At 40.1% G+C, this 25231-nt stretch carries 20 protein-coding genes; 16 read left to right on the top strand and 4 right to left on the bottom strand.

Annotation, left to right across the window (positions count from 1 at the left end):
• Positions 1-13 precede the first annotated feature (13 nt).
• Positions 14-2260 carry an LPS assembly protein LptD gene (gene lptD / locus ACSFVZ_RS14090; protein WP_435559106.1) on the bottom strand — a complete coding sequence of 749 codons (2247 nt, stop codon included), beginning with the start codon at positions 2258-2260 and terminating at the stop codon, positions 14-16.
• A 103-nt stretch (positions 2261-2363) separates the two neighbouring features.
• Here lptD and ACSFVZ_RS14085 point away from each other — a divergent pair, with 103 nt between their 5' ends.
• Genes ACSFVZ_RS14085 through djlA form a run of 3 tightly spaced genes read left to right on the top strand, consistent with a single transcriptional unit; the run spans position 2364 to position 4913 of the window.
• Positions 2364-3365, top strand: a complete 1002-nt coding sequence (locus tag ACSFVZ_RS14085) for an aminoglycoside phosphotransferase family protein (RefSeq protein ID WP_295508111.1) — start codon at positions 2364-2366, stop codon at positions 3363-3365.
• Positions 3362-4021 (top strand): N-acetylmuramate alpha-1-phosphate uridylyltransferase MurU, encoded by a 660-nt coding sequence (murU, locus tag ACSFVZ_RS14080; protein ID WP_435559105.1) that lies wholly within the window; start codon positions 3362-3364, stop codon positions 4019-4021. Before ACSFVZ_RS14085 ends, murU begins: the two co-directional genes overlap by 4 nt.
• Before the next feature lie 19 nt (positions 4022-4040).
• The gene (gene djlA, locus ACSFVZ_RS14075; protein WP_435559104.1) at positions 4041-4913 is read left to right on the top strand and encodes a co-chaperone DjlA; all 873 of its coding nucleotides are present in this window, start codon (positions 4041-4043) and stop codon (positions 4911-4913) included.
• Here the strand turns inward: djlA and ACSFVZ_RS14070 are convergent.
• The 3 genes from ACSFVZ_RS14070 to rapA form a co-directional block, all read right to left on the bottom strand.
• On the bottom strand, positions 4896-5819 hold the full coding sequence (locus tag ACSFVZ_RS14070; protein WP_135923568.1) for a DUF3530 family protein: 924 nt from the start codon (positions 5817-5819) through the stop codon (positions 4896-4898). The genes djlA and ACSFVZ_RS14070 overlap by 18 nt on opposite strands.
• Positions 5820-5900: 81 nt before the next feature.
• Positions 5901-6554, bottom strand: coding sequence for a bifunctional tRNA pseudouridine(32) synthase/23S rRNA pseudouridine(746) synthase RluA (gene rluA / locus ACSFVZ_RS14065; protein ID WP_135923569.1), 654 nt, complete (start codon positions 6552-6554; stop codon positions 5901-5903).
• A 186-nt stretch (positions 6555-6740) separates the two neighbouring features.
• On the bottom strand, positions 6741-9635 hold the full coding sequence (gene rapA / locus ACSFVZ_RS14060) for an RNA polymerase-associated protein RapA (protein ID WP_435559102.1): 2895 nt from the start codon (positions 9633-9635) through the stop codon (positions 6741-6743).
• Positions 9636-9946: 311 nt separating this feature from the next.
• Here rapA and ACSFVZ_RS14055 point away from each other — a divergent pair, with 311 nt between their 5' ends.
• The 13 genes from ACSFVZ_RS14055 to ACSFVZ_RS13995 all read left to right on the top strand — a co-directional run bounded on the left by ACSFVZ_RS14055 (position 9947) and on the right by ACSFVZ_RS13995 (position 25209).
• The gene (locus tag ACSFVZ_RS14055; RefSeq protein WP_235381755.1) at positions 9947-11311 is read left to right on the top strand and encodes a PhoH family protein; all 1365 of its coding nucleotides are present in this window, start codon (positions 9947-9949) and stop codon (positions 11309-11311) included.
• Positions 11311-12693 (top strand): PhoH family protein, encoded by a 1383-nt coding sequence (locus tag ACSFVZ_RS14050; RefSeq protein WP_016708262.1) that lies wholly within the window; start codon positions 11311-11313, stop codon positions 12691-12693. The genes ACSFVZ_RS14055 and ACSFVZ_RS14050 overlap by 1 nt, the downstream gene beginning before the upstream one ends.
• A 194-nt stretch (positions 12694-12887) precedes the next feature.
• Positions 12888-13250 (top strand): hypothetical protein, encoded by a 363-nt coding sequence (locus ACSFVZ_RS14045; RefSeq protein WP_016708261.1) that lies wholly within the window; start codon positions 12888-12890, stop codon positions 13248-13250.
• Between the two features lie 208 nt (positions 13251-13458).
• Entirely contained in the window at positions 13459-14496 is a 1038-nt protein-coding gene (locus ACSFVZ_RS14040; protein WP_239977233.1) for a hypothetical protein, read from the top strand.
• The gene (locus ACSFVZ_RS14035; protein WP_045979610.1) at positions 14493-14810 is read left to right on the top strand and encodes a hypothetical protein; all 318 of its coding nucleotides are present in this window, start codon (positions 14493-14495) and stop codon (positions 14808-14810) included. The genes ACSFVZ_RS14040 and ACSFVZ_RS14035 overlap by 4 nt, the downstream gene beginning before the upstream one ends.
• Positions 14811-14823: 13 nt before the next feature.
• Positions 14824-15171, top strand: coding sequence for a hypothetical protein (locus ACSFVZ_RS14030; protein ID WP_045979609.1), 348 nt, complete (start codon positions 14824-14826; stop codon positions 15169-15171).
• A 156-nt stretch (positions 15172-15327) separates the two neighbouring features.
• Complete coding sequence (locus ACSFVZ_RS14025; RefSeq protein WP_290209146.1) at positions 15328-15693, top strand: hypothetical protein; 366 nt, start codon at positions 15328-15330, stop codon at positions 15691-15693.
• Between the two features lie 107 nt (positions 15694-15800).
• Positions 15801-16298 carry a DUF411 domain-containing protein gene (locus tag ACSFVZ_RS14020; RefSeq protein ID WP_063528221.1) on the top strand — a complete coding sequence of 166 codons (498 nt, stop codon included), beginning with the start codon at positions 15801-15803 and terminating at the stop codon, positions 16296-16298.
• Positions 16298-17725, top strand: a complete 1428-nt coding sequence (locus ACSFVZ_RS14015) for a TolC family protein (RefSeq protein WP_235378252.1) — start codon at positions 16298-16300, stop codon at positions 17723-17725. The genes ACSFVZ_RS14020 and ACSFVZ_RS14015 overlap by 1 nt, the downstream gene beginning before the upstream one ends.
• Positions 17725-19497 carry an efflux RND transporter periplasmic adaptor subunit gene (locus ACSFVZ_RS14010; protein ID WP_075594016.1) on the top strand — a complete coding sequence of 591 codons (1773 nt, stop codon included), beginning with the start codon at positions 17725-17727 and terminating at the stop codon, positions 19495-19497. Before ACSFVZ_RS14015 ends, ACSFVZ_RS14010 begins: the two co-directional genes overlap by 1 nt.
• Positions 19498-19512: 15 nt before the next feature.
• Positions 19513-22677, top strand: a complete 3165-nt coding sequence (locus ACSFVZ_RS14005; protein ID WP_074988939.1) for an efflux RND transporter permease subunit — start codon at positions 19513-19515, stop codon at positions 22675-22677.
• Positions 22670-23377 (top strand): hypothetical protein, encoded by a 708-nt coding sequence (locus tag ACSFVZ_RS14000; RefSeq protein WP_008109638.1) that lies wholly within the window; start codon positions 22670-22672, stop codon positions 23375-23377. Before ACSFVZ_RS14005 ends, ACSFVZ_RS14000 begins: the two co-directional genes overlap by 8 nt.
• Entirely contained in the window at positions 23377-25209 is a 1833-nt protein-coding gene (locus tag ACSFVZ_RS13995) for a 2Fe-2S iron-sulfur cluster-binding protein (protein ID WP_239977239.1), read from the top strand. Before ACSFVZ_RS14000 ends, ACSFVZ_RS13995 begins: the two co-directional genes overlap by 1 nt.
• Positions 25210-25231: the final 22 nt, after the last annotated feature.

The following is a 25231-nucleotide window of genomic DNA, read 5'->3' as shown; positions in this document are numbered from 1 at the left end:
TAGTACTGCGGTACTAGTTATTAAGAAAATACGGTCTACGATAGCCAAAAATACCTTGTTGTAATAATTTTTGTGCATCATAACGGCTTTTACTTCCAAGCCCTTTTAATACGATATTGAAACCAATACTGGTATCAAAAGTAGCTTGCTCTTGACCAATCGCTTGATTCAAATCAGTTTCGATTTGACGACGGCCTGTGATTTGAAACGCCCAGCAGCAAGATTCATACTGAAGACCACTGAAAACCTCAATGCTACGACCACTTTCTAAATCGCGGTGGTAGCTACCAACAAACTGCCAATTTTGTGTTAGCGGAATGCTGGTGAATAGACCAACTTGCTCGATTGTATTGCCTGAGACATCATTTGCATAGCGATGGTTCAATTGTACGAGCTGTTTATCGTCACCTTTATAATCTAAGGTGATATTTGATTGAATAATTTCTTTACCGTCAGTGTCATATTGAATACCACCCGATAAATACCAGCGACGGTGCCAATGTAACATGGTTTGCGCTGCAAACAAGGCATTGTAGTTAGTATCTGACTGAAGCCCTTGTGATGTTGGTTTAGCATCATTACTTAAATAAAATATTTGGCCGGCACTAAAATTAAACACTTCTTCGTTTTCATTACTGAATAAGCGAGTTGTGGCACCCAATGTGAATTGGTTTGCAGTGGCAATACGGTCGATACTTGAGAAACGACGGTCTCTAAATAAACCAAAAAAATCATCTTGTAATTTAGCTGTATCGTAAAGGCCAATGTTCGATTGGTCTTTATTTGGCGTATACAAGTACTGAATTTGTGGCTCAAGCGTTTGAATGCCATCTTTAAAGAAAAAGGCAGTTTCTCGCTCGAAGTTTAACTGGCTGTACAAGCGTACTTTAGGCATAGTACGTGTTACTCTTTCGTCGAAGTCGGTGCCTGTTAAATCACCATGCTGGTTATACTCAGTGTGGAGTAAGCTGAATTCAGATAAAAACGACCAAGCATATTCTTGATAGCCAAAACTTGCTTTTGGTTCAATGTGAAGTCTACTCGCTTCATCAATGATGGCTTTATCATTGGTAAAATAACTGAGCTCACCGTCAAGCGTTAAATCGATACCGTAGAAATCATAGGCATCCATTTGTGAAAAAGTAATTTGTGGTAACGCTGCATAGGATTCTTTGTGATCACCAAGTACTTCAAAACTCTGTAGTTTAATGTTTGTATGCCAAGTATCTCCCAAGTAAGTCAGTGAACCAGTACGGTATAACTGAGTGTCTGTACGAGTTGCATAATTAGAGTTTAAGTCTGTTAGGTAGTTATCGTCACTAACGTTAGTAATATCGATATTGCCGCGCCAGCTCTCACCAAAGTAACTTTGCTGTTGCCAGTGAAATAAATAACGTGAGTCAACATTTGGTTCTTCGTCATCTTTATCAAGATACTCGACCGCAACGAGGCCATTGTTTTGCTCAGTTAAATAACGAAACTCACCAATCATTTGTAAGCCTCGTTTAGACATATAACGCGGCGTGATGGTGGCATCGTAATTTGGTGCAATGTTCCAATAGTATGGCGTGATTGTTTCAATACCGTAACGACCAGAACTTGAGAAGTTAGGCGTTAATAAACCTGATTTACGGCGGTCGTCTAACGGAAACGTAAAATAGGGAATATAAAGAACCGGTGTGTCAAATACACGTAATACAGTATTGTGGGTTTCGCCCCAGCCATCTTCACTTGATAAGTCAATTTCGTCAGCTTCGATTGCCCATACGGGTGTTTCGCCAGGGCAAGTAGTAAAGCTTGCGTTCATCAGGTTTAAGCCAGACTCGTTGACTGTTAGTTTTTCTGCGCCACCATGACCAAGTTGGTCGGTGAGCTTATAATCAGCACCAAGCAAGCTTAATTCAGAATTATTTAAATCCGCATTGAGCCCAGAACTGTTAATTTGGCTTACTTTATCGCGATACACGATAGGGCCGGTTGCATTAAGTAACCCACGTTGTTTGTCAATCAGTGCACTTTGTGCGGACAAATTCATCGTTAGGGTGTTAATATCTACATTACCGGTAAATTCTGCGCTTTGGGTACCCAATAGTTCAATATCATCGGATTTGATATCGATCATATTAAGTTCAAGGCCAGGGAGCGGTTGCCAAGCTCTGGTTTGCATTGAAGTGCCACAAAAATTGTGTGCCAGTTCAGTTTCGGCGAACGATGGTGCGCTAAGTACGCTTAGCATCATTATGCCCCAGGTTTTGCTCATTTAATGACCTTAATGCTCTTTGGTTGGATATAAGCTAGACATAATAAAGGAAAACAATGGCAAATACAGTAATTGACTTAGTGAAAAATAGATATCTTACTAAATGAATCGTTATAAAAGTTTACAGCAGTTTTTAAATCCTCACTTTAAAGAGGATGAATATCAATTAGCCGCCATCACTGGAGATGCGAGCTTTCGCCGTTATTTCCGCGTAAATACAAGTGATCAGAGCTATATTGTCATGGACTCAGACCCCAACAAATTAGACAACACGCCTTACATAGAGCTCAACAAGGTATTTTCTAAGCACGGTTTTAAATTACCTAAAATTCTTCAGGCTGATGAAAAACAAGGTTTCTTTTTACTTAGTGATTTAGGCAATACACACTTGGCTGATTTACTAGGCGATGAAGACCGCACTTTACACTACAAACACCTAATAAAGTTAAGTGCGCAGTGGGCACAAATACCGCCAGCTCAATACATGAAAGTATTTGATGGTGAGTTTTTACAGTTTGAACTGAGTATTTTTAAAGAGTGGTTAGTTGATACCTTTATTGGTGAGCAACTTTCTGTTGCTGAGCAGCAAATGTGGCAACAAGCTTGTGAGTTATTAGTTAACAATGCGCTTGAACAACCGATTGTGACGGTGCACCGAGACTTCCATAGTCGCAATATAATGCGCACAGGGCAGCAATGGGCGATCATTGATTATCAAGATGCTGTACAAGGGCCTGTGTGTTATGACCTTGTTTCGTTATTAAGAGATTGCTACTTCAAGTTACCTGAGCAAGAGCTCGACTATCTTTTGCATTACGCATATGACGAGTTTAATCAGCAACAGTTATTGCAAGACACCTCATTTGCCATGTTTAAACGTTGGTTTGATTTAACCGGTGTACAGCGTCATTTAAAAGCAGCAGGTATATTTTGCCGCTTAAAACTTCGTGACGATAAGTCTGGTTATTTGAATAATGTACTGCCAACCCTTAAATACATTAGTAATGTAAGCAAAGAATACCCAGAGTTAACAGCACTTGGTCAGTGGATAGAACACACTGTTATTCCACGTACCAAGCTGCGCTTAACAAAAGAGATGAAATGAAAGCAATGATCCTAGCGGCTGGGCGCGGTAAGCGTATGATGCCGCTAACAGAAACAATGCCAAAGCCGATGCTTAGGATTAATGGCAAGCCATTATTAGAGCATCATATTAATAATTTACGTCAAGCAGGCATTACCGACATTGTCATTAACCTTGCATGGCAGGGCGACAAAATAACAGAGTATTTTGCTGATGGCTCGCAGTTTGGTGTATCGATCACTTACAGTCAAGAACAGGCGGGGGGGCTTGAAACCGCAGGTGGTATCATTCAAGCATTGCCGTTATTGGGTGAGCAATTTATTGTCATAAATGGTGATGTGTATACTGATTACGATGTGACTTCGTTGATGCAGATTCATTTGCAAGCGGGAGAGGCGCACATCGTACTTGTTGAAAATCCTGCTCATAATCCTGATGGTGATTTTGCCCTTAGTCATTTAAGTCCTGATAGCCAAAAGTATACTTTTTCAGGTATAAGTCGTTACCATGTTGATTTTTTTAATGGTTTAACCGAAGGTGTTCGTCCACTTGGACCAATTTTGCGTGAAAAGCTCAGTGCACATCAAGCATCAACGGAGCTTTACTTAGGTCAGTGGGATGACATTGGCACACCAGCCAGATTAGACGAAATCAATCAGCGTTTCGCTTTGCAATAACAACAGAGGTTTGCCAATTATGTGGGGAAAAGTACTTGGTTTTTGTTTTGGCTTTATGTTTGGCAAGTTCATCGGTGCCTTACTAGGCTTATACTTAGGCCATATGTTCGATCGCAGCTTAAAACAAGACTTTGATAAAGCCGGTGGGTTTTCTGGTTTGTTTAAAGGCGATGATATTAACGAACGTCAAGCGCTTTTCTTTTCTAGTTGTTTTGCGGTGATGGGGCATATTGCCAAATCAAATGGTCGTGTTAGTGAAACTCATATTCGAGCTGCCAGTGTCTTTATGGACGAAATGAGGCTATCGGGTGATGAACGTCGTGAAGCACAAGATGCCTTTCGTAGTGGTAAAGAAACAGATTTTTCATTAAAAGAAACCGTTCATGACTTTAAAGAGCGCTTTGCTCGACGCCATGATTTATTGCAATTATTCCTTGAAATCCAAATTCAAATGGCCTTTTCTGATGGCCACCTTGCAGAGCAAGAAAAGCAGCTATTGCAAGAGGTGAGCAAGCAGTTAGGTATTTCGCGCACCCAGTTCGCATTTTTGTTAAAGCGCTACCAAGCTGAGTTTGCATTTCGCCAGCAACAACAGCGCTTTTATGAGCAGCAACGCCAACATGGCCATCAAAGTCGCAGCAGTTATAGTGAACAAAGAGGGCACAGTGTGCCACCTAATAATGGTATGAATCGCGCGCAGGCATTGGCTCTTTTAGGCTTAAACAGTGATGCTTCTGCACGAGATATTAAAGTTGCCTATCGAAAGCTCATGGCTCAGCATCACCCCGATAAATTAGTATCGCAAGGTTTACCAAAACACATGATGGAAGTAGCGGTAAAGAAAAGCCAAGATATTCAAGCGGCTTATGAATATTTAAAAAAGGCGGCGTAAAAAGCCATCAATTTCTTTGAGTAGCCTTTCGTGCTGCTCTGGCTCTGAAGGCACACCAAATAACTCTCTTTGTCGGTAGTCATATTTTGCGTGCTTTCTAACCCAACGTTTTCTATCTTTTACGCTTTGCAGAGTGTCAGGGTTACCTTCACTGTAAAAAATATCCAGTAATGGTGGGCTGATAGTTGAAAGCGTGGCATTAAGATGCTGGTTACGAATACTGTTAGGTAAATAGCTTCCTAAGCTAATAAAGGCATTTAGTTCGTTATTTGGAAAGCTAGCATAATGCTCAATCAAGAGCCCCGCACTGGCACCTTGCGCCACGACAATAATATTGCCACCTTCATCCATGGCACTGTTATACAAGGCATTGAATCTAGCAATTAACTTTAGTTTGTAATCATCAAGCACTGCTTCGCTAATATTTGGTTCACCAGTTACAAAATGAGGTGCTTGTTGTGTTTTAGCTGGTGGAGCTGAGTCAGCTTGCTGGTCATTTTGTGTTGTTGACTCAGTTTCAGAATTCTCAGTGGGCTCTGGCATCGTTATATCAGCAGGGTGCCAGTCAATGTCAGGCATGGTCATGGCAAGGGTCGCATAGCCAATTTCATTTAACTGCTTACGTAAAAAGTTGATTCCGGCATTATTAGTTGGAACATGCTGCCAATCAGGAATAATGAGTACAATTCCGCGTTGACTCGCTGCCATAGATTGGCGATATAAACTAATAAACTCATCTTCACCGGCAAGCAGAGTACGTACTTCATCACTTGGTAAAAAGCGTTGAATATCGTTAGTGACCAAACTTGACCAAGGGGTGGGTTTAATAAAATCGGCAGCATTCACATTACCCATCAACGCAAAACAGGCTGCGTAAACTAAGCAATGTGCGGGTTTTAACTTCATGCCGAAATTTCCTGAGTCTTAAATTAAATCAGTGATTAAATTAACTATCGGCAGTGTTGGTAAAATATTTAGCTAATTGTCTTAAAACTCAGGAGCTGCCTCAAAAACAAGCGTTTCACCACTGGCAGGGTGAGCTAAGGTTAGCATTTCGGCATGCAGTTGTAAGCGAGAAGCCATGGCGAATGCTTCGGGGTGCGCATACAACTTATCGCCTAAAATAGGGTGACCTAAAGACAACATGTGCACACGTAGTTGGTGAGAGCGCCCTGTAATAGGGGTCAGCTCGACGCGAGTTGCATTCTGTTCATACTCAAGCACTTTAAAGTGGGTTAATGACGGTTTGCCATTGTCGTGATCAACCATTTGCTTTGGTCGGTTTGGCCAATCACAAATAAGTGGTAAATCTACCGAACCAGTTTCTTGCTCAAGCTTACCAAATACACGAGCAATGTAGCGTTTCGCAGTTTTTCTATCTTGAAATTGAATGCTTAAATTACGATGTGCTTCTTTGTGCATGGCTAAACAAATAATGCCTGAGGTTGCCATATCAAGGCGGTGAACAATTTTCGCCGTTGGAAAAACGCGATTAATGCGAGCAATAAGACAATCGGCGTGTTTTGGATCTTTTCCCGGCACAGTAAGTAAACCACTTGGTTTATTAACAATAAGCAAGTCATCATCTTGATAAACAATACTTAAATAAGGTGTCATTGGGGGATTATAATTGAGTAACACAGCCAGCCTCGATGATATGCAAGGGCGCTATTTTAAAGGAGTATGAGCGCATACACAATGGCAGGGCTGGTTTTCGAGTATATGCTAACAAGTAGGACTCTGATTTTTTCCCCTTGTTTTGTTTGGCATAAAAAACGCGATGTGAAAGCGCATCGCGTTTGTAGTTTTGAGTTTAGCTATTTAACGTTAGTGTGAAACGACAATTAAACGAATAGCATCCAGTTTAACTTGGGCTTTTTCGATGTAAGTAGTGAGTTCACTGCGTTGCTTATCATAGAAGCTAAGCTCTTCGTCACGAATATTCGGGTTGATTTGCTTAAGTGCTGTTAAACGAGCTTGTTCTTCACCAAGGGCTGTTTGCATTTTCTCTAGTGATTCCGCACGGAGTGTTTCAAGCTTAGTTTGTGCCATGCCTTGTGCACTGGTGATCATTGGGTGAATGGCACTTTGTAACGCACTGGCTAACTTACTTGCAGTTTGGCGACCAACTGCAGACAACTGCTGGTTGAAGGCATCAAAGGCAACATTGTCGGCTAAGTTATTGCTGCTCTTATCTAATAAGATACGAATTGGCGTTGGTGGCAAGAAGCGGCCAACCTGAAGTGCTTTAGGCGCCATCGCCTCAGCAATGAAAATGAGCTCAACAAAGAAGGTACCAGCAGGTAGCTTTTTGTTTTTCAGTAACGCCACAGAGGCAGTACCAAAGTCATCATCACAAATCATATCTAAGCTGCCTTGCACCATAGGGTGGTCCCAGCTGATGAAATGCGCGTCTTCTTGCGAAAGCGAGGTGCTACGATCAAACGTTACTGTGATGCCATCATCTTTCAAGCATGGGAAAGATGGATTTAGCATGTGCTCAGTTGGCTTTAAGATGATGGTATTTTCACCTTTATCCTCTTGGCTTACACCAAAGGTGTCGAACACATTGATCATATAACTTGGTAGCGTGAATTGATCATCTAACTCTTCGATATCAGCAACAAGACTTTCGGCTCGTCCTTGGCCACTTGAGTGCAGCTCTAATAAACGGTCACGACCACTTTCCATTTGTTTACGAAGTTTAGCATTTTGGCTGGCAACTTGTTCTAGTAGTGGGTCTAGCTCTTCTTCGTCACAGTTGTGTGCACCAATAAACTCAAGTAGTTCTTCGCCATACTCTTTATACAGCATTTGTCCTGTTGTCGATGTTGTTTCAAACGCATCTAAACCTTCGTTGTACCATCGAAGTAATACTTCTTGTGCGGTGTTTTCGAAATACGGTACGTGGATGTTTACGTCTTGCGTTTGACCAATACGGTCAAGACGACCAATGCGTTGCTCGAGTAAGTCTGGATTAAGTGGTAAATCAAACAGTACTAAGTGATGCGAGAATTGGAAGTTACGACCTTCAGAACCAATTTCAGAACAAAGTAGAATTTGTGCGCTGTCGTACTCATCGGCAAAGTAAGCCGCTGCACGGTCACGTTCAACAATCGACATGCCTTCGTGGAACACCGAGGCTTTAATTGCTTCACGCTCACGTAAAATTTGTTCTAGGCTAAGTGCGGTTTCGGCTTTAGCACAAATAAGCAGTACTTTTTCGTGCTTAAGGGTTTTAAGTGTTTCAATTAACCAATCAACACGTGGGTCAAATGCACCCCAGCTGGCATTTTCACCTTCAAACTCTTGGAAGATTTTTTCAGGGAATAAAGCACGAAGTGCAGTTAGCTCAGCATTTTGAATGCCGCCCATATTACCTAGTACCGACATTGCCGTTTTATATTGTTTAGGCATTGCCATTGGATAAGCATGAAGCTTACGGCTTGGGTAACCATCAATACCGCTGCGGCTATTTCTAAATAAAATACGGCCTGTACCATGGCGGTCTAGGAGCATTGATAGAATTTCGTTACGCGCCGTTTCATCACCTTGCTCTGCGTTAGCTAAAAGGTCAGTGATGTCGGTTTCTTTTAATAGCTCTTTTAAAGTTGCTCGAGATGTATCATCAAGGCCTTTTTCACCCAGTAATTGGTTGGCTGCTTCGGCAACCTCTTTGTAGTTACTTTCTTCTTCTACAAACGCATCGTAGTCATAGAAACGATCTGGGTCGAGTAATTGCAAACGTGCAAAGTGACTACGGTGACCAAGTTGATCTGGCGTTGCTGTTAATAAGATAAGGCCCGGAATGTCTTGGCTTAACTCTGCCATACGTTGATATTCTGTGCTTGGCTTACCATTATTGATACTTAAATGGTGTGCTTCATCGACAACTAATAAATCCCAATCAGCCAGAGTTGCTTGCTCAAACCAGCGTTTTTTCTTGCTTAAAAACTCAAGGCTAGTAAGTACTAACTGTTCTGTTTCGAATACGTTTGGTGAGTCTGCAAATGCTTCATCACAACGTTCTTCATCAAAAATAGAAAAACGTAAGTTAAAGCGGCGTAGCATTTCTACTAACCACTGATGCTGAAGATTTTCAGGCACAACAATCAATACGCGGCTAGCGCGGCCACTGATGATTTGTTGATGTAAAATCATACCCGCTTCAATGGTTTTACCTAAACCCACCTCATCAGAAAGTAATACGCGTGGCGCAAAACGTTTACCCACTTCTTGGGCGATATAAAGCTGATGTGGAATAAGGTTTGCACGTTGGCCAATTAAGCCTTTTAAAGGTGATTGTTGACGCTCAAATTGATGCTGCCAAGTTTGGTAGCGAAGCGTATAGCGGTCAAAACGGTCTACTTGACCTGCAAATAAACGGTCTTGTGGTTTATTGAATTTGATAAAGTGATCTAAAAAGGTTTCTTTTAACTGGACTTTTTCACCATTATCAACGCGAGTGCCGTGATAGCATAGTAACTCGCCCTGCTGTTCAACAGACTCGACTTCTAATTCCCATTCTTCAACGCTGCGAATAATATCACCTGGATTAAATGCGACACGAGTAACAGGTGCTTCAGTTAAAGAATAAACTCTGTTTTCTCCACTGGCTGGAAATAAAATGCTGACCTGACGGCCTTCAAGGGCAACAACGGTGCCTAATCCTAAATCTGACTCTGTATCACTGATCCAACGCTGACCTAAGGAAAAATTCATGTATGTCTCGTCTATGAAGAAAAAAGGCGGCTATGTTACCTGTAACGCCATGCTACTTCAAGGTAGTAAACTCGCCGCACACAATTAAATTTAGTCAACCTTTTTAAGTCATTTTTACGGGTGAAAATATTAGTGAAATCTGTATATATTTTAACCAGTTAAATAATTGTATATTTGTTTGTCATAAAAAGGACTTTTGTCGTAAATAGACTAAACTGAGTATATACCTAACGAATAAATCATAGCTTCATCCGCCGCTTGTTTAGTTTATTGGGTATAGCATAAAAATCATAAAACGTAAGGAAAGTGCTATGGAAAAAGCTTCGAACCTTGATAGTAAAATGTATGTGCTCGATACCAATGTATTACTCCACGAACCCCTCGCTTATTTATCTTTCCAAGAGCATGATGTTGTTATCCCCATGACAGTATTAGAAGAGCTTGACCATATTAAAGATAGAAAACACGATGTTAGTCGTGACGCCCGTGTTGCTATTCGTGGTTTAGATGAAGTGTTAAAAGACGCGTCTCCTGAGCAGATGTTGCAAGGGGTGGCACTGCCGAGTAATAAAAAGGCGAAAACAGAGTCTCGTGGCCGCCTAATTATCGTTAATGATCACTTATTTGCAGACAGTATTTCGGGTTTACCAGGCAACGAAAATGACCATCGTATTATCAATTGTGCAGTGCATTTGCAAAAGCAGCACAGCGACAGCAAAGTGGTGCTTGTAACAAAAGACATCAATATGCGCCTCAAGGCGAAGGGAGCCGGCCTTAAATTTGTTGAAGACTACAGAACAGACCAATTAATTGACGACATAGCCTTACTGACCAGCGGCTATAAAAAAATTGACGGAGACTTTTGGCAACAGGTTGGTGAGTGTGAAACTGAGCAGCAAGGCCGAGATACTTATCACCACGTAGCAAAAAATACGATTAGTGATGTGTTCTGCAATGAATATATTTTAGATGATAGTGATCACTTTGCGGCTCGAGTAACAAGCTACGATGATAAACAAATTACTTTAAAAGATATTAGTGTTGAGCGTTTGATGAGCCATACCGCTTGGGGTGTAAAACCTAAGAATGTGTATCAAGGAATGGCACTTGATGCGCTACTTGACCCAAGTATAGAACTAGTGATTTTAACGGGCCCAGCAGGCTGTGGTAAAACTTTGCTTGCTCTTGCCAGTGCCCTTGAAATGATCATTGAAAAAGGCATTTACGATAAAGTTATAGTCACCCGTAACACGCCAGAAATTGCTGAATCAATTGGCTTTTTACCCGGTACTGAAGAAGAGAAAATGGCCCCTTGGTTAGCAGCAATTACCGATACTTTAGAGGTGTTGCATAAAGGGGATGAAAACCCGATTTCGAGCCGTAATTACATTATGGAAAAAGCCAACGTACAGTTTAAATCGGTGAACTTTATGCGCGGCCGTAGCATTCAAAACGCCGTTGTTATTTTACAACCCCGAATTGGGGGTATTTTAAAGTTTTTACCCCCTTGTTTTTATTGGCCTGTAGAAAAAGTAAAAAGAATTTCCAAAAAAATTGATTACCTTAGCTACTCTGAGCAGTCTCTCAACAATAAACCTTTACTCAAAATTTGTAATTTACAAGAAAAGTACAACACAAAGCCTAGCAACGATTCAATCTTTTGGGAGGCTGCGTAATGAAAAGCTCTATTGATAATCGAAATCCTCGTGTACTAGACACATCTGCATTAGTACATGATCCAAAATCTATTTTTAGCTACAAAGATGATATTTACATCTGTCTAACTGTCCTTGAAGAGCTTGATAACCTGAAAGAAAGAACTAATAAATCGGTAAGTGCCGATGCCCGTATGTGCATTAGAATGCTTGAAGACATTATAAATGGACATACAGCCGAGGAAATGGAAATAGGTATTCCTTTACCATCTACCGAAACAGCCCAGAGAGGAAAGCTTTTCATTGGAATTGACACTCAATTGGATCTGGCTAAGGAGTTAAAGCACGGGATAGGAAGTGATGCTGATAACAGAATAATTAATTATGCTTTATATCTTCAAAAAGAACTCAATAAAGACGTAACAATTGTTAGCCGTGATATTAATATGCGATTGAAAGCTCGAACAGTTGGGGTTAGGGCTGAGGACGTTGCCGTAGATAATCAAATATCAGATATTGATCTTTTATACACAGGAGTACAGGCTTTTGAAGGCGATCTTTTTGATCGAATTGAATCAGATAAAGATTTCAAAGTCTCAGGAGAGGTTTATACATTCCCAATAAGCTTGTTCAACGATGAAGTTCAGCCAAACATGTATTGGTACGATGAAGCCGGACACATTGGCCGGATTTCAGAAGTAACAGATACTGAGGTATACACAAAATTATTGCCGCGTAAGCAAGAAAAGATATGGGGCATATTGCCTAAAAACCAGCGTCAGGCGGTAGCTTTAAGCCAATTAACAGACACTTACTATGATTTAAATATCATCCTTGGTCCTGCTGGCTCCGGAAAAACTTTTTTGGCAGTTGCTTCGGCGCTGCATCAAGTATTGGAGTTGAAAAAGTACAAAAAAATCGTTGTGGTGCGCTCCAGAGACTTTATGGACGACGATCCGGGATTCTTACCGGGGGATTTAACTGAAAAATCAATGCCTCTTCTGGCAGGTATTACTGACGCATTAATTTCGATGCACTCGGATGATAATCATGAAGGAAATATTCACGCTACAGTTGAACATGTGATCGAAAGAGCTAATATAGAATTTACCAGTATGGCTTATTTTCGTGGCCGTTCAATAGACGATGCTGTTTTAATAATTGATGAAGCACAAAATATGACCCGTGCTCAAATTAAAGGAATGCTTAGTCGCGGTGGCAAAAATTGTCGGACAATCGTATTGGGCAACCTAGCCCAGATTGACGATAAGTTTGTAACACCTGCTTCTTCTGGTGCAAGTGCGGCTGTTAATGTGTTTCGTCATTATGAAAAAGGATCAGTGCTGATTTTTGATGAAGTAGAGCGTAGTAGCTTGGCTGAATTCACTGAAAAGAATATGTAGGCATCAAACTACCATTCACATTTCCTTATAATATTGCGACAATGGCCACTGCTTTTTGCAGTGGCTTTTCAGAGAAGCCCGTTCCCACGAAAACAGGACGAAATGGATTTACTCTGAACTAAAAGATTAAATATTCACATAAAAACTGAGTGACATAGGTGCGTGGCCTAGCGTTGCCGTTTTTTGGTGTATTGATGTCTTTTAAAAAAGAAGACCTGCTAGTAAATATAAAAAGGCAGGCAAAACGATTATCTAAATTATTAACTATTCCCCTTGGACAAGCCCAAGAAGGGGCAGCTATTTGTCTATATGGCTGTGACAGTTACAGCGATTTACTAGTAAAAATAAAAGCTGAATCCTTTGACAACCCATTGATAGCACTGTCTGCACTCTCACCAAACTCGGAAATATTTTTAGTAAAAATATTAGCTAGCCACCTAGATAGCATTATTGGAAATTTTGAAAAAAAATTTCCCGGCTCCAATATAAATGAAGAGATGGTCGTATCCTTGTTTGGGCTTAGCTTTTCAGAGTTCAAACTCAAAATATCTACCTAAAGTTGTACAAATACGTAAGTTGTCATTTTGTTTTTTGGCGATATTATAATAAGAAGGCTGAACGGACAGCCTACGCCTACACATGTTTTTCGCCTTGAAAAACGTGAACAGTGAAGCGGAGCATCCGTAAAAATTTGGTTATTTGAACAATAAATAAAGCAATGTGTTGGTAGGCCATTGTTTATTAGAAAGTTGTTTGGAGAACTAAATGATCTCACTTTATCAATTAAAGAATAAACTCAATAAACAAGCAAAAGAGTTTGCTGAGTTATTAGAGTTTCCTGATCTTTACGCCCAAGGCCTGTGGGCTAGAGGTGTTTATAACTGCCCTCATTTTTCTGATACCCATAATAGCCTCACTGAAGCATTTGAACAGAAAAAACTGGATTCAATTCTAAAGCACGATTCCCTGAAATACTTAATGATCAATGAATACGATGATCAAGAAATTATTGAATCGCTTCATAAAGAAATTGAGTCAATGGCAAACCGTATTGAAAGCCTGATGCTGGTAGATATCGAAACATTAGAGTTAGTTTCAGTGATATACCAAGTATTAGGGTTGCCAGAAGATGCCAAGTTTATTGTAAACACTGGTGCTGACTTTAGGCTGGAGTGGCGACCATATTTCGATGCTTTTGATGATCCGTTGATAGTTCAATATGCAGATTTAAAAGTTCATGGTTGTTATTTCAGGCTCATAGCTTCAAAGTTTCCGGTTGAAAAGCTTTCCTTGAATGACATTAAACAATACATGTACATCAATCATGTAAACCATGATAGTGAGTTCGAAGGCTGTATTTCTGAAGGAAATACATTTTCTAAGCATGAGCACTGGCTGGTGTTGACACTTGAATTATTCCGTAGCGGCAAAGTAAATAAGGCTCAGTTCAATCCAACAACCTTCAAAATCGAAGGTATGCGCTATTTGGTATATGGCTTCCCACTGATTCCTTCCTTTGTATCTGATTGGCACAAACCTGATTTATGTCTACAGGTTAAAAATCTAGATGGTGATCAAAAGTTCATTGTTCGTATCGATCAGCAAGCTCTTGTTTTCCATGCACGACGTGTCGATACCAATTTTTTTAACACCATCGATTATGAAAAATATATTTCGTTGTATCAGTCTAGCGTTCTGTCACATTTTGATGCTGACAACAATTTACTAAAAGTTAATGGAGTTAAGTACCTTAGTTTTTTCCGCCCGTTTTGCCTAGAAGATAAGAAGGAAGCAAAAGCATGAGACCAAGAGTAAAACTAACTAACGCAACACTTATCTCAATTAAATCTGACTTAGAAGATAAGGTTGAACAGGTGCTTTACGCTACTTTTGCTGAGGATAGTAAGAACGGTAAAAAAGGTGAGGCTTTGTTTTCCACGAAAGTCATGGAAGTAAACGGTCTTGAATATAGAACTTTTGGTGCTGACTTTTATATCTTAGATGCAGAACCCCAAAAGTTTGATGTAGATGTATTTGAGTTCAATTTAATGCATGAGTGTATGTACTCTCCAAATGAGCTATTAGAGTTGCGAGAAATGCTCCCTGCTGGCTATTAGTAGGGAGTAACAAATGGACAAAACATATTTAAAGGATGCTTACATACTCTCGGTCTATGACTATAAAGACTTTGAAAAATCATTTCTTGGGGAGTTTTTGTCAGGGGTTGTTATTGACGATGAAACATTCAGATTTCGGCCATTTGAGCAAATGGTAACTTCAAAGATTGTTAGCAAATCTGCTGATGAGGATAAGTTAGAAATATACACACATAGTGAGAGTTGTTATGTGATTGATGCTGACCATAAGTTAATTGATATTTCGTTTGTTGAACTGGTTGTTATGAGGGCGGGAGCTTATTCGGTAGATCGAGTTTTAGAAATGAGAGAGCAACTTAAGTCTCAAAATAAAAGCCATTGAATAACGAAGATAAGAAGTCTGATGAGATTATTATTTGTCACTTACCTCTTTGAAAAAGTTGACGTTAGTCAAATATTCATAAATGTTTACATGACATCAATTTACTTATTCGAAAATTTGTATTAGCATAGACATGTATATTTTTATGAGAATTTTATGTCTAAAGCATTTTCAAAAGTCTTAGTGATAACGCTTATGCTGTTTGCCTTTGTAGGGCAAGCATTTGCGTATTCTGCTATGCCTTGCGAAATGTCATCAGGTTCTCATGAATCACACATGAACATGAACATGAACATGAACATGGATCATGGTGATATGAATAAAAGCAGTAATGGTCAATCAGAAGATTGTTGTGACGTTGAATGTATTTGTCCTGCAAATGCTTGCTCATCTACGACAGTCCTAAATTCCAGTATTGATTCGACAGATATTCAAATATTCAGTGAATCTGTAGCTGCTCTGCAATCTAAACAACCTCATTCAATTTCCACTTCCCTTTATCGTCCACCAATTTTTGCCTAATACAGGATTAGTGCGTCCAAATTTCGCGCACATGTAATTAATTTTTCTGTTAGTCAATATAGCGTCGTAGCGCTATAGATATTTTCCAGCGATGTCTGGGGGCAAAAATGATCAATAAGTATTTAAAAATAGCAGTAGTAATGCTGCTTTCACCTGCGTTTGCAAACGCCAACGAACATAACCATGCACACAATAACGACGTAACACCTTTGGAGTTAATCGTTTATAAAACCCCTAATTGTGGGTGTTGTAAAAAATGGATAACTCATATTGAAGACAAAGGGAACGTTGCGCATTCCAAAGATTTCCGAAACATCGGCAACATCAAAACTAAGTATGGTATCAAACCTAATTACCGTTCATGCCACACGGCAGTGAGTAGAAATGGATTTGCCTTTGAAGGTCATATACCTGCTAAATTTATTCAGCAGTTCTTATCAGAAGAACATCCCAATGCGATTGGGCTTTCAGTTCCAGCAATGCCAGTTGGCTCTCCCGGTATGGAAGTCGATGACCGCTTTATGCCATACAACGTGTTAATTCTATTTAAAGATGGAACGAGCAAAGTCTATGCAAAAGTTAAAACATACGAGGAGCAATTCTAATGAAATTGAACTCTTCAAACCTTACTTCACTTTCAACTGCATTAATACTCGGCTTATCTGTATTCTCAGCTCAAGCTGAGAAAGTAGTGTCGCTTGAACAAGCTATCACCTTAGCTCAGCAAAATGATCCTTGGCTTCATGGTAGCCGGTTGAAACAAAGTGCAGTTGAAAATAGAAGTATTGCTTCAGGTACTTTGCCTGATCCGAAAGTATCGCTAGGGATAATGAATTTACCAACAGATACTTGGGATTTAGATCAGGAAGGAATGACTCAGCTAAAGGTTGGCGTCTCTCAAATGTTTCCGAGAGGCGACAGTCTAGAGATCAAGAAAGACCAGTTACAAATTGAGTCCACGAAATTTCCACTGTTACGAGAGGATCGTAAAGCTAAGTTGAAAAGCCAAGTGTCACAACTTTGGTTAGATGCTTACTTAGCCCAACAAACTATTAAATTGATTGAAGATGATTGGTCTCTTTTTGAGCAGATGGCGGAAGTGGCTAAAGCTAGCTATTCAAACGTTGTTGGTAAAACTAGACAGCAAGATGTTATTCGTGCTCAGTTGGAAATCGTGCAGTTAGATGACAGATTAACTTCGCAAAAGCAGAAACTAGAAACGACAATCGCTCGTCTCAATGAGTGGCTTCATATTTACGATGCGGATCGTTTGAATGAATCATTCAACTTTGACGCGCAACCATTAGAGTTTAGGGTTTCTAAAAAGTTACCTGCAATTACTCTGAATAATCCAACAGTCCTAAAAGCATCTAATTACTCAAGAAATCTATTGGCTCAGGAACTTGCTAATCATCCAGCCATACTTGCAATTGATGTAAAACGCAAAGCTTCAGAAAAAGGAGTTGAGTTAGCCAAACAGCAATATGAGCCGCAATGGGGTGTCAATGCGAGCTATGCCTATCGTGACAATATGCCTTCTGGTGATAGCCGAGCTGATTTATTTTCTGTTGGGGTAACGTTTGATTTGCCTTTGTTCACTGAGAATAGACAAGATAAGCAAGTTGCAGCTTCTATTGCTGATTCAGAAGCTATAAAAACCGAGAAATTATTGCTGACAAAACAAATGATCAGTGCGGTGGAAAAGGAGCTTAGACAGCTTAAACGTTTATCTGACAGGCAGTCTATTTATCAAAAACAACTTCTCAAACAAACGCATGACCAAGCTGAAGCGTCATTGACGGCTTACACCAACGATGATGGTGATTTTGCCGAAGTTGTTCGAGCAAGAATCGCAGAATTAAATGCCAGAATAGCAGCCTTAAAAATTGATGTTGACGCACTTAAAACAGTTGCTCGCATTAACTATTTCTTTTCGTACTCTCAAACTAACTCAAATGCTGAGCATAAGCCAATGCACACTTCGCACAGAATGAATCAACACTTATCCAATCAGCAATTTGGAGAAAAATAATGTCAACGAATACTAAAACACCAAATTTGAAACTAGTAGCCGCCATCATCATTGGGGCAGCACTAGGTGCTGGAGCATTAAGTTTATATCAAGGTACAGGTTCAAGCGGTAATGGCAATGAAGCTACATCAGGAGAGAAAAAACCGCTGTATTGGGTTGCACCGATGGATTCTAATTACCGTCGTGACAAGCCCGGTAAGTCGCCTATGGGTATGGATTTAATTCCTGTGTATGAAGAAGGATCATCTGGTGATGACTTTGGCCCCGGAGCCGTAAAAATCGCGCCTCATGTAGTGAATAATCTTGGGGTTCGCACTGCTCCTGTTGAGCTTAAAAATATGCATACTGAAATATCAACCGTAGGTTACGTTCAATATGATGAAGATAAGCTAATTCACATCCATCCACGTGTAGATGGTTGGATAGAAAAGCTCTACGTCAAAGCCGCAGGTAATCCTGTTGAGAAAGGGCAGCCTCTATATACACTATATTCTCCTCAGCTAGTTAACGCGCAAGAAGAACTATTAATAGCTATAAAGCGCAATAATAGTTCCTTAATTGCGGCGGCCAAAGATCGGCTTAAAGCGTTACAGCTTTCAGCAGACTTTATTCAAAAGCTAGAAAAGACACGAAAGGTTCAGCAAAACATCACCTTTTACTCCCCTCAGGCAGGTGTTGTTGATGGTTTGAAGATTAGAGAGGGTTTTTATGTAAAGCCGGGAAACACCATATTAAGCATTGGTCAGCTAGATCAAGTTTGGGTTGAAGCAGAAGTGTTTGAACGTGACGCAGCCTTAATTAAAGAGGGACTTCCTGTATCAATGACACTTGACTATTTACCCGGTGAGGACTGGGCTGGTGTCGTTGATTATGTCTATCCAACCTTGAACAGTAAAACACGCACACTCAGAGTGAGGTTGAAGTTTGACAACCCTGACTATCAATTAAAACCAAACATGTTCGCACAAGTCTCTATTCACGCTAATCAAGCTGATAGCACCATACTTGTGCCTAAAGAAGCTGTTATTCGAACAGGTAAACAAGACAGAGTTGTACTTGCGTTAGGGGATGGCCAGTTTAAATCTATTGAAGTGACTATTGGCCGTGTTGATATCGATAGTATCGAAATCTTAGAGGGCCTTAATGAAGATGATGTTGTGGTGACATCAGCTCAATTCTTGATTGATTCTGAATCAAGTAAAAGCTCTGACTTTAAACGAATGACTCACGATGAAGTGCCCAACTCTGTTTGGATGCAAGGTGATGTTAATAGTGTTATGACTGGGCATCGCATGGTTAATATCAGTCACGGCCCCGCTGAAGCTTGGGATTGGCCTGAGATGGTTATGGATTTTACTGTGGCTGAAAAAGTTGATATTGACTCATTAAAGTCTGGTCAATCTTTGCACTTTGAGGTGAGTAAAACCGAAGATGGTGGATATGAAATTACTGGAATTCATATCATGAGTGAGTCTGCTGATATGAGTGAAGAAGTATCTTTTGCAACAGTATCAGGTCTAATCAATGCGATTAATGTTGATACGCGTATTCTAAATATTAGCCGAGGCCCAATAGAGAAATGGGATAGACCTGCTGCGACGATGGATTTTATCGTCGCGGACAATATAGAAATAGTTGATTTCAATGTTGGTGATAACGTCACTTTCACTTTTGAGGTGAGAAATAATTTGGTTATCACTGAAATCTATCTTGAATCAAATGAGCAACTAAAGCATGAACCTAAAAGTGCTGTTGACCATTCAAATCATTAAGTTAGGAGATAAATAATGATTGAATCAATTATTAGGTGGTCGATAGGTAATCGCTTTTTTGTCATCTTAGCTACCTTAATTTTGATTGGTGGTGGGTTATTCTCAATTAAAAATACACCAGTTGATGCATTACCAGATCTTTCTGATGTTCAAGTGATAATTAAAACGAATTATCCCGGTCAGGCACCACAAGTAGTGCAAGATCAAGTTACTTACCCTTTAACAACAGCAATGCTGTCAGTTCCGGGGGCTATTACAGTTCGGGGGTATTCATTTTTTGGAGACTCCTTTGTTTATGTCATCTTTGATGAAGACACCGATTTATATTGGGCAAGGAGCAGAGTACTTGAATATTTAAGTCAAGTAGCCCCTTCGCTACCTGCTACCGCACGCCCACAACTAGGACCTGACGCCACAGGCGTTGGCTGGGTTTATTTATATTCCCTTGTAGACAAAACGGGCAGCTTAGATATTAGCCAATTGCGTAGTATTCAAGATTGGTTCTTAAAATATGAATTGCAAACTGTACCGGGAGTTTCTGAGGTTGCTGCTGTTGGTGGCATGGTTAAACAATATCAAATACAAGTCGATCCCGATAAATTAAGAGCCTACGGTATACCACTTAGTCACATTCAAATGGCACTTAAACGTGGTAACCAAGAAACAGGTGCCTCAGTTGTTGAAATGGCGGAAGCAGAGTACATGGTTACCGCAACTGGCTATATCAAAAGTATTTCCGACATAGAGTTGATCCCTCTTGGTGTTAACGCACAAGGAACCCCGCTTACCATTGGCGATGTGGCGGAAGTCAACCTAGGTCCACAAATGAGACGAGGCATTGCTGAACTAAATGGTGAAGGAGAAGTCGTTGGTGGTGTTGTTGTTATGCGCTTTGGTGAAAACGCACAAAAAACTATTGATGGAGTAAAAGCCAAATTAGAAGAGTTAAAAAAAGGTTTACCCGAAGGAGTTGAAATAGTTACGGTTTATGATCGCTCTGGCTTAATAGGAGAGGCGGTAGAAAACCTATGGAGTAAATTGCTCGAAGAGCTTGCTGTCGTCGCGATTGTATGTGTTGCATTTCTGTTTCATTTGCGATCTTCGATTGTTGCAGTTGTCACTCTACCTATTGGCATCTTAGCTTCATTTATCATCATGCATATGCAAGGTATCAATGCGAATATTATGTCATTAGGTGGTATCGCTATTGCAATTGGTGCGATGACAGATGGCGCAATAGTGATGATTGAAAATATGCATAAGCATATGGAAAAGACACCGCTAACGGATGAAAATCGTTGGCAAATAGTCTCGAAAGCTGCAAGTGAAGTCGGTCCAGCACTATTTTTTAGTTTGCTCATCATTACAGTCTCATTCTTGCCAGTATTTATTTTGGAAGCGCAAGAAGGAAGAATGTTTTCTCCACTTGCTTACACAAAAACATATGCAATGGCCGCATCAGCAGGCTTAGCGATAACATTAGTTCCTGTTTTAATGGGGTATTTTATTCGAGGAAAAATTGTTTCAGAAAAGAAAAACCCTTTAAACAGACTGCTTATTGCTATCTACATGCCTGTTTTAAAGCAAGTTATGAAGTTTCCTAAATCGACAATAGTAGCAGCAATATTAGTGACGATTGTTGGTTTTTGGCCTGTCGATAAAATTGGTAGTGAATTTATTCCTCCTTTAGACGAAGGCGATCTTATGTATATGCCGACTACCTATCCGGGAATTTCCATTGGTAAGGCAAGAGAAATTCTACAGCAGACAGACAAGCTAATTAAAACAGTGCCAGAAGTTGAAACAGTATTTGGTAAAGTAGGAAGAGCTGAAACTGCAACTGATCCCGCGCCTCTAACTATGATTGAGACCTTCATTCAGTTGAAGCCTCAAGAAGAGTGGCGTGAGGGAGTTACAACAGAATCTCTAAAAGCTGAGTTTGATAAGTTGGTTAAGTTTCCGGGCTTGACGAATGCTTGGGTTATGCCAATCAAAACTCGTATTGATATGTTGGCAACAGGTATTAAAACGCCAGTAGGTATTAAAGTAGCAGGAGCTGATTTAAATACGATTCAAGAGATAGGGCAACAAATAGAGCAATTGTTACCAGAGGTGACAGGAACCGCTTCAGTTTATTCTGAACGAGTTGCAGGTGGACGATATATCAAAGTTGATATTTCTCGTGAGAAAGCAAGTCGTTTTGGATTAAACATCGATGACGTACAACAAGTAGTTTCAACTGCTATTGGTGGGATGAATGTCACTCAAACAGTAGAAGGTCAAGAGCGTTATCCTGTCAACTTGCGATACCCACAAGATTATCGTGACTCTCCAGAGCAGTTGTCGCGCTTGCCTGTTGTCACTCCAAATGGACAACGCATCGCACTAGGTGACGTAGCTGAAATAAAAGTAGAAGTAGGCCCTCCGGGGATCAAGAGTGAAAATGCACGTATTAATGGTTGGACGTTCATTGATATAGAGGGCGTTGACGTAGGTACTTATGTTGAAAGTGCAAAAGAGCATTTAGCTAAAAATCTTATATTACCAGCAGGTTATTCGATTACTTGGGCTGGTCAATACGAATATATGGAAAGAGCCAAAGCCAAGCTTACTTACGTTGTTCCATTGACGCTCGCCATTATTGTTATTTTGCTTTATTTGAACTTCAGAGCGTTTAGCGAAGTTGCGATCATCATTGTGACTTTACCGATGGCAATGATCGGTGGGTTATGGTTGATGTATTTAGAAGGGTTCAACTTCTCTGTAGCAGTTGGTGTAGGCTTTATTGCTCTGGCTGGAGTAGCTGTTGAGATTGGCGTAATAATGTTGGTATATCTCAATCAGGCGCTCGCTGAACTTAAGGAAAAAGCGAAAGAGCGAGCAGAACTCATCTCAGAAGATGAATATCAAGATGCCTTATTGCACGGTGCTGGATTACGTGTTCGTCCTGTAATGATGACAGTAGCGACAATCATTATCGGCCTAATGCCTATTTTATATGGTACAGGAACAGGCTCTGAGGTAATGAGTCGTATTGCTGCACCAATGGTAGGTGGGATGACAAGTGCAGTCCTGCTAACCCTAATTGTTTTACCCGCGATTTATTCAATCGTTAAAAAGCCCGAAGTAAACGCCTTTAACAAGGAACTTTCTAACTCGGAGCTAAAAAACAATGCTTAGAAAAGCTAGGAAGTACCATAAATGGCTAATGGCATTTGTAGGGATACAATTCCTTTTCTGGTCGATTACTGGTGTGTATATGGTGACTATGGATATTCACTATATACACGGCGAAACCTTGGCTAAGAGTGAGGAAGCCAAAATAGATTTAGCAAGTATGGATTACTCCATTGTAAAGCTAGCTGCGGATTATCCTAAAGCTAGCCAAGTTACACTTACTCAAAGTATGGGCCGTCCTTTGTATTCTTTTATTAATGGAGAAAATGGAAAAGTAGCAATAGATGCTAAAACTGGAGCTGTTCAGGCCCTTGTAGATGAAACCAAGGCTAAAGAAATCGCACAATACCATTATGTGCTGAATCATCAAATCGACAGCATAAGGTTGATTAAGTCAGCGACAAACTTGCCTGCTGAGTTGTCCCCAAGGCATTTACCTGTTTGGAGAGTGACGTTTGAGCAATTCTCCACACCGACATTTTATATAAGTCAACAAACAGGATCACTTGTTGCCAAGCGTCATGATTACTGGCGATTGTTTGATTGGATGTGGCGGTTCCACATTATGGATTACTATGATGGAGAAAACGTATCTAACTGGTTTTTGTTCTTGGTCGCAACTCTAGGTCTAATGGGAGCAATTACTGGCGCAGTATTGACTTATTACCGAGTGCTTTCCCCAAATAAAAAGAGAGTCATTTGATGCGACTATTTAAGTTAAATACAACGATACACAAGTGGCTTTCTTTATTTGTTGGTTTACAACTGCTTATTTGGTTGGGAACGGGCCTTTACTTCAATTTGATGGATCACAGTAAAGCCAGTGGTAATGAACTTAGAGTTCATTCTCATCATGAAGGTAGCATTACAGGCTTTGACCTATTCCCTATTAAAGACATTACTAGTAATGCTCCGCAGGAAGTAAACCTTATATGGGTTTTACATCAGCCTTACTATCATTTTGTGTTCGATAAGGGGCAGCATAGCTATCAAGAACGCCACTCAAAGCTATTTGATGCTGTAACAGGAAAGCCATTTAATTTGTCTGAAGAACAAGTACTAACTTTGGCAAAAAACTCCTACTCAGGACAGGGTAAGTTAACTACTCCAGTGTTATCTCAACCTCCGTTTTCTGATCACGTAAGGCAGCAAAATCCTATGTGGCAAGTTGCCGTTGAGGATGAGAACAATACAACTATTTATTTAGATAGTATTACAGGTCAAGTACTTCGCCATGCCAATGATGATTTCAGATTGAAAGATCTGATGATGAAGCTTCACTTTATGGACTATGGCAATTCTGGAGGATTTAACCATTGGTTGATCATTGCATTTGCTTTTGCAACGCTATTCCTTTCAATTACTGGTGTTACTTGGCTGATACAACAGTATCGAAGTGGTTTACTGAAGCTAGGTTGGGGCACTAATAGGCAAAAAGTGGCAGTGACGTTTTCCAATGAAAATACTATTACTGACATCTCAGCAGTTGGTCGCTCAACTGTATTAGAAGGGCTAGCTAGTTCACATGTATACCTTCCTTCAGGTTGCGGTGGTGGCGGTACTTGTGGCAAATGCGTGTTCTTAAGTTCAACTAAATTACCTATCACACTATCTGAAGAGGAACATTTATCTCAGGAGCAACTTAAGGAAGGTTATCGGCTTGGATGTCAGCATAGGTTCTCTGAAATTAGTTCAATTGAAGTTAATACTGATCGCAATATTGAAAATCATGAGCTAGTTGTGGTTGCGACTAATTTCATTACTCCTTTTATCAAGGAAGTGAAATTTAAGCTGAAATCAGGCAAACAGTTGGCATTTAAAGCTGGTGCATATATGCAATTTGATGTGCCAGCAGGGATGAATAGCTTACGTCCAGATGATATGCCAGAGTGCTATGAAAAATACTGGGATAGCTACTATCATGGAAAATTTTCTCATAACGGTGCAACTCGCCACTACTCATTAGTTAACTTTGACGAGGAGTCTGATGAGTTAATGTTTAATATCCGTTGGCAGACCGCAAAGAATGGTTTTAAAGCAGGAATAGGTTCAAGTTATTTAGGTTCACTCCAAGTAGGTGAAACGATAACTGCAAAAGGCCCTTTTTCTGATTTTTATGCCACTTCAAATAAAAAAGTTAGTCGCGTGTTTATAGGTGCGGGTTCAGGACTTGCACCACTAAGGTCTATTATTTTTGAACAGTTGAAAAAGCATAAAGATAAAAGTGGTTTGACTCTTATCTATGGTGCGCGAACTGAAGATGACTTGCTATACCATAATGAATTGAAGTCACTGAGTGAGAAGCATAAAAACTTCTCTTATATTCCTACTCTTTCTAATCCTTCAGAAGAATGGCAAGGGCACTCAGGCTATGTTCAAAAAGTACTTCTGCCGTATATGAACCAAAAATCAGAACTGCTTTTGGCTGAGTTTTACTTGTGCGGTCCAGAAGCAATGATGAGTGAAGTGGAAAAAATAATTACAGATGCTGGGATTCCAAGTAATCAAATTTTCAAAGATAAATTTAGTCGTTAATCCATTAAATAAATAGAGGTAA

The sequence above is a fragment of the Pseudoalteromonas nanhaiensis genome (assembly GCF_051235485.1).
In the GTDB taxonomy this organism is placed as follows: domain Bacteria; phylum Pseudomonadota; class Gammaproteobacteria; order Enterobacterales; family Alteromonadaceae; genus Pseudoalteromonas; species Pseudoalteromonas lipolytica_C.
The sequence above is the reverse complement of the archived record's forward strand: the minus strand, read 5'-3'. Positions and strand labels throughout refer to the sequence as shown.

Bases quoted from the DNA above. Each gene is read 5' to 3' on its own strand.
- lptD (WP_435559106.1), bottom strand. From the start codon at position 2,260: ATGAGCAAAACCTGGGGCATAATGATGCTAAGCGTACTTAGCGCACCA.
- ACSFVZ_RS14085 (WP_295508111.1), top strand. From the start codon at position 2,364: ATGAATCGTTATAAAAGTTTACAGCAGTTTTTAAATCCTCACTTTAAA.
- murU (WP_435559105.1), top strand. From the start codon at position 3,362: ATGAAAGCAATGATCCTAGCGGCTGGGCGCGGTAAGCGTATGATGCCG.
- djlA (WP_435559104.1), top strand. From the start codon at position 4,041: ATGTGGGGAAAAGTACTTGGTTTTTGTTTTGGCTTTATGTTTGGCAAG.
- ACSFVZ_RS14070 (WP_135923568.1), bottom strand. From the start codon at position 5,819: ATGAAGTTAAAACCCGCACATTGCTTAGTTTACGCAGCCTGTTTTGCG.
- rapA (WP_435559102.1), bottom strand. From the start codon at position 9,635: ATGAATTTTTCCTTAGGTCAGCGTTGGATCAGTGATACAGAGTCAGAT.
- ACSFVZ_RS14055 (WP_235381755.1), top strand. From the start codon at position 9,947: ATGGAAAAAGCTTCGAACCTTGATAGTAAAATGTATGTGCTCGATACC.
- ACSFVZ_RS14050 (WP_016708262.1), top strand. From the start codon at position 11,311: ATGAAAAGCTCTATTGATAATCGAAATCCTCGTGTACTAGACACATCT.
- ACSFVZ_RS14045 (WP_016708261.1), top strand. From the start codon at position 12,888: ATGTCTTTTAAAAAAGAAGACCTGCTAGTAAATATAAAAAGGCAGGCA.
- ACSFVZ_RS14040 (WP_239977233.1), top strand. From the start codon at position 13,459: ATGATCTCACTTTATCAATTAAAGAATAAACTCAATAAACAAGCAAAA.
- ACSFVZ_RS14035 (WP_045979610.1), top strand. From the start codon at position 14,493: ATGAGACCAAGAGTAAAACTAACTAACGCAACACTTATCTCAATTAAA.
- ACSFVZ_RS14030 (WP_045979609.1), top strand. From the start codon at position 14,824: ATGGACAAAACATATTTAAAGGATGCTTACATACTCTCGGTCTATGAC.
- ACSFVZ_RS14025 (WP_290209146.1), top strand. From the start codon at position 15,328: ATGTCTAAAGCATTTTCAAAAGTCTTAGTGATAACGCTTATGCTGTTT.
- ACSFVZ_RS14020 (WP_063528221.1), top strand. From the start codon at position 15,801: ATGATCAATAAGTATTTAAAAATAGCAGTAGTAATGCTGCTTTCACCT.
- ACSFVZ_RS14015 (WP_235378252.1), top strand. From the start codon at position 16,298: ATGAAATTGAACTCTTCAAACCTTACTTCACTTTCAACTGCATTAATA.
- ACSFVZ_RS14010 (WP_075594016.1), top strand. From the start codon at position 17,725: ATGTCAACGAATACTAAAACACCAAATTTGAAACTAGTAGCCGCCATC.
- ACSFVZ_RS14005 (WP_074988939.1), top strand. From the start codon at position 19,513: ATGATTGAATCAATTATTAGGTGGTCGATAGGTAATCGCTTTTTTGTC.
- ACSFVZ_RS14000 (WP_008109638.1), top strand. From the start codon at position 22,670: ATGCTTAGAAAAGCTAGGAAGTACCATAAATGGCTAATGGCATTTGTA.
- ACSFVZ_RS13995 (WP_239977239.1), top strand. From the start codon at position 23,377: ATGCGACTATTTAAGTTAAATACAACGATACACAAGTGGCTTTCTTTA.